The organism is Undibacterium sp. Di26W (assembly GCF_049340265.1).
Lineage (GTDB): Bacteria > Pseudomonadota > Gammaproteobacteria > Burkholderiales > Burkholderiaceae_D > Undibacterium.
Genome location: NZ_JBMPOR010000030.1, coordinates 65,530 through 72,738, shown reverse-complemented (window position 1 = coordinate 72,738; position 7,209 = coordinate 65,530). Strand labels below are relative to the sequence as shown.

The window sequence follows — 7,209 nt, the reverse complement described above, 5'->3', positions numbered from 1 at the left end:
GATTGACGAACATAGCTTTTATTGTCCGGGCGTTGCCGCATCGGCAACAGCGCTTCTGCACGTTTCCAAAATTCGTCCGTTACTTCCCATGACTTGGCTCTCGTCATTCCCTATCATCGCAAAAAAATATCTCGATCTTAGTTTATCATTTATTTACGGATAAGTTCTTAGTCACATCCACGTCCATATCTACCTGCATGGCAGCAGCAATGATGTCCATGTCATGGCTACTGATTTCAACGATGCCGAAACGGAACTGGTAAGCCCAGTTGCGCACGCCGGCAGAAAATTCCATGCTTTCCAGCAGCGGATGGATGGCTGCTATCTGAGACGGCAGCCACAAGACATCACGACGGTAGGGATGAAATCCTTCACCCATAGCCACCTGGTAAGTTGCGCGCGGCAGGATGATGCCTAGCGCGGTAAACGCCTGTAGTTTGATCTTGCTGCCAAAAACCTGGCTGGGTGAGTAATACACTATTCTGTCGCCGCCTTGCAGGCGACGTAAAGGGGCAGCCTTGCCATGACATACCTGCATGAAGCCATCGCGCTGACCACCTTGCACATGGTCAGCCGAGGCAACTGCAATCCAGTTGCGTGCCATGATCAGCTTGGGGTAAAGACGCGCAGGCGATGACCGTCTGCATCCAGTGCCACGAAGGTGTAGCCAAAATCCAGCGCACAGGGCGCTTGTGCAATGCTCAGCCCGCGTGTTGCCCACTGGGCATGGGTGGCATCAACGGCAGCCTGGTCGGCGACGGTAAAGGCCAGTTCGCTGCCACCAACGGCGGTGGCTGCCGGTTCAACCGTGGCGGCAGCCCATAAACCCAGCATGACGCCGGATGTGAGTTTGAACAGGGCAAAGGTGTCTGAGTTTTCTATCGGTGCCAAACCCAGCAATTCGCTATAGAAAGCCGCGCTGGCTTGTGGGCTGGAGACGTATAAAAGAATATAGCCGGGATTAAACATGAGATGACACTCCTAATAATGGGACATGGGGTAAATGCCCTGAGCCAGGTGCTCAAGGCCTGGCCATGGTATGCCCGGCCAGTGTCAGTTTCTGTCAGTAGTGTTTTGCGGGAGTAGCAGCGGGAAAACCGATGCGGGCACCAGTTTCTGGTGCCCGCATGATGGGGATTGGTGCAGATATGTGACGGTGACGGAATGGGCCGCTGGCAGGCCCAATCCATTGGTTGACTTGCTGCTTATTTTCCAGAGCAGATAAACGGATAATGGGTATTGTCTATCAGCGGTATGACTCCGAAGAAATCATTCAATACCGATTCAGCGGTACAGTAGGCCCCTTCGACCCAGGCCTGGTCATTGGAATAGGCTTCGCCGACGATGAAGATATTCGTATCTGCACCAGGTATCAGTTGTGAAGGCTTGCGGATTTTTTGCTGTACATCGCCAATATCATAATGTGCGGCCCAGGCATGGTAGCCAGCATTGAAGGGCGGCAGTGACCAGTCTATGTAGGCGGCATCCAGCGGTTCCGGCACGGAGGTAAAGTCGGCATTCGGGCCGAAATGGATATTCGCCAACTGCTTGCGCACCATCTTCAGCATGCGTGGCGGCAGCTTGCGCGGGCCTTTCAGTGGCTCGGTGTTTTCAGATATGGGGAGATGTCTTTGCTCATCCGGTCCCAGCTCCAGTTCTTGCCAGAAGGTGGTGAACATTTCATCGTCATAGGCAGCCAGCAGGCCATACACCGGTTCTGCCGTCTTGTCGGTGGCATTGTTGCCAAAATAGACCACCATGCGTACCGGATTATCCGTGACGCTGGGGCCTATGGTATTGCGGGTTGAAGCTGACAACAGCTGTTCTTCCTGCGGTACGGTCAGGCGTTCCTGCAGACGCTGCTCGACCACTTTCAACAGGCTTTCGGCGCTGGAATAGGGGGTGTTCATGATCTCTGCCTGACCATCCACTGCCGGTCTGGCAATTTTCAATAAATACCTTTCAGGGAATTGTTGTTTTTCCAGCGCCAGCAAGACATCCTTGGTGACTTCGTAGCTGGTCAGTTGTGGTGGATAGCTGGCCTGGGTCAGCCACCAGGCTTCCTTGAAAAACATGCCTATCTTGTACGAAGGCTGCATGATGGATGCTTCCATGTACAACTGCACTTTCTGGCCGTTCAATACATCCAGCCCTGGATGGCTTTCATAGCGTGTCGCCTGCGCCACCAGTTCCAGTGCATAACGCGGCATGGCCAGCCAGGCGGCATCAGTGGTGCCACTGCCGGATTTCTTATTGGGATTGTCGCGGTTGGCGATGCTGTAGTGGATGACATGGTCGATGTCGAGTATGGAATGCAGGCGGTGGTTAGGCTGGTAATCAAAAATCACGCCCTTGTCTTTTGCCAGTTGCTTGATGGTTTCAAACAAGGCCTTGAACATGCCGGAATAGCCGGTCGTCAGCGTCTTGTACTGATTGCCGGGGGTGAATTCATTATTGGTCTGGAAGGCGACTGCGGCATTCCAGTTAATCACATTCGAGGTATAGCCATTGCCATCGGCGGCGTAGTTATAGCCTTCAGAACCCAGTTGATCAAACATCAGGTTCCAGTAACCGATATCCTTGAGCTTGTCACCTTTCTGGAAGATGGATGATTCCGGCAATTCAGCCGTGATTTTGCCGTGCTGGTAAAAATGATCCCACTCACGCCGGGTTTGTGGCCCGGTAGTGGCGGTCACGGCCAGGTCTTCAACCACAGTAAAACCCTGATTCGGCGACAAGCTGGCAAGATAGTTATTGGCGTTATAGGGCGCGGGGTTACGCGAAGTCACCTCTTGCAGATAGAAATTTTCGCTGCGCAGGTAGTACAGAGGATTGTCAGATTCATTGAAGGGCACCGAATACTGATCCAGCCCCAGTTTGGAAATGACGGTTGTCACCAGTCTGTGGCCCGGTGCCTTGCCATCATTCGCATCCTTGGCCTTGCTATTCCATTCTGAATAACGCATACCACCCAGTTCCACATAAGACTTGCTGGGGTCATTTTGATAATGCCAGGTACAGACACGGGCACCAGGTGCGCGGCTGCCATGGTCTTCTTTGCTGAAGTCGTACTTGCCCCAGTCATACAGTTCAAGTTTGTCGCCCTTGCCCAGCAGTTTGTGATGCTCATGTTCCCTGGTTTGTCCGCTTAACAGGCGCCAGGCAGTGTACAGGCCGGCGGCGCCGGCACCGAAGATGGAGTAGGTTTTGGTTGTCATGATGTCGTCTGTTCGTTATGTGGTTGAACCGATGGTGGTCGAGTCGATGAGTTGTTGTGTGCTCACGCATTTTCATTATTTCAATTGCGTAAAGTATTTGTAGCCGGTGGCAAAATGCGAGATATCAAATGGGGTGTGGCCATCCAGAGCCAGGTCTGCCAGTATTTTTCCCAGCAGTGGTACAAACTTGCCTGCCCAGCCCGTGGCATAAATCACGATGTCCTTGTGTGCAGGGACGTAGGCAGGTGCAAAATCGACCAGCAATTCCTTGTTGGGGATTTTGCTGAGCGCCACCAGGCAGGTAGAGGTGTAATGCGGCACCGGCTCCAGGCCCGACATATGGTTTTTAACCCACTCTGCGGTATAGGCCAGCTCTTGCGGATTGGGTACCAAGGTGCGCTGTTCAGGAGAGTCGAGCGGTGTGATCACGAAGTCAGAGGCAACCCGTATATAGCCGGGATAATTCCAGCTGACTTCAGGGAAACCATAGAACTGGTTGCCATTGCTGCCCACAGGATTTTGAAACACAAACCAGGTCGGGTATTGAACCTGCGGTGTCGTCTTTTTATAAAATGCCGATGCCATATTCCAGTAAGTGGCAGCCACCTGGAATTTCAGCAATTTGAAAACAGCATTGGCATATGGACCCGGAACCAGTACCAGTTTCTTTGCCGTAAAATTGCCCAATGGGGTAGTCACTTCAAACTGATCATGATGATGTTCTATCTTGGTGACAGGCGCTTCTTCCTTCAATGTCACCAGGCTGGATTCACGGTTCCAGTTGTACAGGGTTTGCTGGGTCGCCTTCAGGTCTATGCTGGCACCCTGGGGCTGGAACAAACCCGTGTAGGTGGATGGCAAATCCCGGAAATGGTATTGACTCTCAAGCTCGCTGGCGCTGACGGTGGTATAGGGAACGTTTTGCGCTGTCAGGGCAATTTCTGCCTGCTTGATATTGCCCTCGGTGGAATGCACATCCGGGTCACCAAACCACAAGGTACCGACTTCATCCATCAACGGTACCGGTGTCAGGCTTTGCAACTCATCCCAGAAAGGAATGGATTGTTTGACCAGCTTGACCATGTATTCATCCGGGTAAGGGATGCGGAACTGTCTTGATACCCCGGCAGAACTACCCAGTTGATTGATGAAGGTAAATTGCTCCAGCACCAGGGTGCTTACCTTGCGCTTGCTCAGGTGATAGGCAGTTGACAGACCCATGGGGCCACCACCGATGACGATCACATCGAAGTGTTTGTCATTGTTCATAAGATGTCCTCTCTGTGTTCAATGCGCGTTGCACGCATGGCTTGTCTACATCGAGGCATCGTGCCGTATCAGGCACGATGCTATATTCATCTACAAGTTGATCTGCAAATTCGTCTGCAAATTTATCTGCAAATTCATCTGCAAAAGCAGGCAGGCATCATGTCCTGATCAGCGTGGCGACAGAAATATGGGGCCAGTCTATATCCAGGAAATTCAGCATCACTGTCTGCGTGTACTGCATTTGCAGGAAATGGCTGCCATCCGGGCGTTCTACCGTTTCTATCCAGAAAATCGCATCCATCTTGGTGGCATTCGCATTGATGGTCACGAAAGGGATATTCACAATACCACCTACCGGTATCGAGGCAACTGACAGCACGGTATTGCTGATGATGTTCTGGCCCTGTATCGCATCTACCAGTGCCTGGTTCATGTTGGCGACGTATTCCTGTTTCATGCCAGGTGGCAGTTTTGTCAGCGTGTAAGGATCAAGATAACCCAGCATTTTGTGCGCCAGGCCAGGGCCGGTGGGTTTGGCACTGACCGGTGCAATTTGCGGGCCGCCTTTGGCACCAAAGCCTACTCCTTGCGCTAGCAGGGAATCACCGTGCGGGATGGTCGATTGCCGGACGACGCTGGCCTTGCCCGGCGGCGCTGTAGTTGCCGGCACGTTCAGCCAGATGCCGGGTTCAATATGGATGCCTTCCAGCGTTTGCGCATCATTCACCTGTTGCAGGTAAGTCAGGCCAAAGATGTTGATATCATTTTGGGCCGAACCACGATTGGGCACCGCACCGCCAATGGCATTGAATTGTATTCTTTCCGTCGTGGAATTCAGGATTAGGCGAAAATCATGGCCATTTTGTTTGTCGGGGACGGCAATCAGGTTAAAGCCACGACCGGACCAGGTACCTTCCAGTTCAGACAGGAATCCCAACGGTGACGTGGCCTGATGGCTGGGCGCTGCAGCGCGCAGAGGTGAATTGACATTCATTGATGACATCCTTCTGAGGTTTTACTGCGTGAGAAAATCCGGATTTGTCTTAAAGAACAGATACAAAAACCTTAAGCGAGTTTGTTCAGGCGACGCAGATTTGTCTGAGAAGCTGATTGCCTAAATAATAAGAATTTGGTTAATGAATAGTATAGTAAAAAAATTAACTTGTGAAGCAGGATTTTACTCAATCCTGTGAGCAATGCGACGGGGATAGCGTGCAGTTTCTGATAAGCAAAATACAGGGAGGTGACAGCAGTACGACAGGAAGTGGTCGCGCACAGGCTTGATGGATTTCCTGTGCGGTATTTTTGACGGGCAGGGGGTGAAGAAAGTGGGCAGGTGCCTGCCCAGATGATTTAAGTCTACACGCCCTAATTGGCGCTTTGCGGCCCTTGTCCAGCACTGTGATACAGAGAAGGGATTTTATTTCTGCTGAGTATCATCATGCCCATGCTGGCTGCGGCCAGCAAAGCCCAGTTCAATCCAGGCAGATGCAGGGTCTGCGCCAGGTCAAACAGGATGCCGCCAGCCATGCTGCCGACCATGGTGCCTATGCTTTGATAAAACATCTGTTGCGACATCAGCCTGCCGGTATCGGTTGCCGATTTGTTGGCAAACCGGGCGATCAGTACATCCAGCGAAGGCCCATAAAATACCTGGCCGAACGACAGTAAAATGGCTGATGCGACGACTGCCGCTGCGCTGTGGGTAAATACCGTCATCAGCGCAAAACTCAAAAATAAACAGGCATAGCCTATCTTCAAAAACCGGAAATGGTCACGCGTGCGCACGGCGCGGCGGGAGATTGGGATCTGGAAAAAAATGATCACCAGTGCTGCCAGCCAGAACGGCGTCGATACCGGAATCTCGGGTGTAAACTTCGGGATGTGCAGGCTGAAACCTATCATGGGTTGCACGGCAAAACACCAGAATACCGCATTCGATAAATGAAACATCAATGGCAATTGTGAAGGGGCATCGTTCACGTCACCATTCGTGGCATCGACAGGTGATGATGCTGATGTTGCTACACTGGCGTTTTGCTTTTCCAGTGCCAGGTGATGTGCTTCATGATCGCTGATGGCACGCATGGCTACCAGCATGAACAGGCCGTAGACAATGAAAGTAATCAGCACGATCAGGAACACCAGCTTCAATTGTTCATGCGGCACCCAGCTAGCCGTCAGATAACCACCTACCAGGCCCATACGTATGGAAAATGCCAGCTTGCTGAACAGCGTGGCCTGATTCAGTTCTTTCAATTTCAGCAGGTAATTTTTTAAACCAGGAAAGGACAGGCCGCTGCCCAGGCCCGCCAGCAAGGCAAACAGTGCCAGCGCCCAGGCCTGTTGCAAATACGCCATGCAATACAGGGCAATGCCTTCCAGCAGGATATTGCCGGATACCGCCAGCGGATGACCCGCCAGGCGTGGAAAGCGGCTGCCCGTATAAGAACCCAGTACACGCCCCAGGTTCAGCCCGAATAAAATCGATGCAGCCCAGAAGCCGGAAAACGCTTTGCCAGTTTCGGAAACGATGATGGGCGTATACAAGGCAACACCGCCAGAGGCAATCGCCACACCAATGTAAATCAGATAGGAATTAAAAGCTGGATTGAATTTCTTGTTTTGCATAGTGAACTTGAGCGACCTGGGCGCCGTCATCACCTGAAAACAGCAAATAACCGGGGTCTGCCAATAAGGATGACATCGGCCATACCCCAAA

6 protein-coding genes are annotated in these 7,209 nt (G+C 52.0%); all 6 read right to left on the bottom strand.

Going from position 1 to position 7,209, the window contains the following annotated elements:
• Positions 1-145: 145 nt before the first annotated feature.
• A complete protein-coding gene (locus ACO0LM_RS25920) occupies positions 146-604 on the bottom strand; it encodes an EVE domain-containing protein (RefSeq protein ID WP_423041374.1) in 459 nt (152 codons plus the stop codon).
• 2 nt (positions 605-606) lie between these two features.
• Positions 607-969: a VOC family protein gene (locus ACO0LM_RS25915; RefSeq protein ID WP_422987310.1), complete on the bottom strand. Its 363-nt coding sequence runs from the start codon at positions 967-969 to the stop codon at positions 607-609.
• 236 nt (positions 970-1,205) lie between these two features.
• Complete coding sequence (locus ACO0LM_RS25910; protein ID WP_423041372.1) at positions 1,206-3,218, bottom strand: hypothetical protein; 2,013 nt, start codon at positions 3,216-3,218, stop codon at positions 1,206-1,208.
• A 75-nt stretch (positions 3,219-3,293) separates the two neighbouring features.
• The gene (locus ACO0LM_RS25905; RefSeq protein ID WP_423041370.1) at positions 3,294-4,487 is read right to left on the bottom strand and encodes an FAD-dependent oxidoreductase; all 1,194 of its coding nucleotides are present in this window, start codon (positions 4,485-4,487) and stop codon (positions 3,294-3,296) included.
• Between the two features lie 157 nt (positions 4,488-4,644).
• On the bottom strand, positions 4,645-5,481 hold the full coding sequence (locus tag ACO0LM_RS25900; protein WP_423041368.1) for a heme-binding protein: 837 nt from the start codon (positions 5,479-5,481) through the stop codon (positions 4,645-4,647).
• 374 nt (positions 5,482-5,855) lie between these two features.
• Positions 5,856-7,118, bottom strand: a complete 1,263-nt coding sequence (locus ACO0LM_RS25895; protein WP_423041366.1) for an MFS transporter — start codon at positions 7,116-7,118, stop codon at positions 5,856-5,858.
• Positions 7,119-7,209 lie beyond the last annotated feature (91 nt).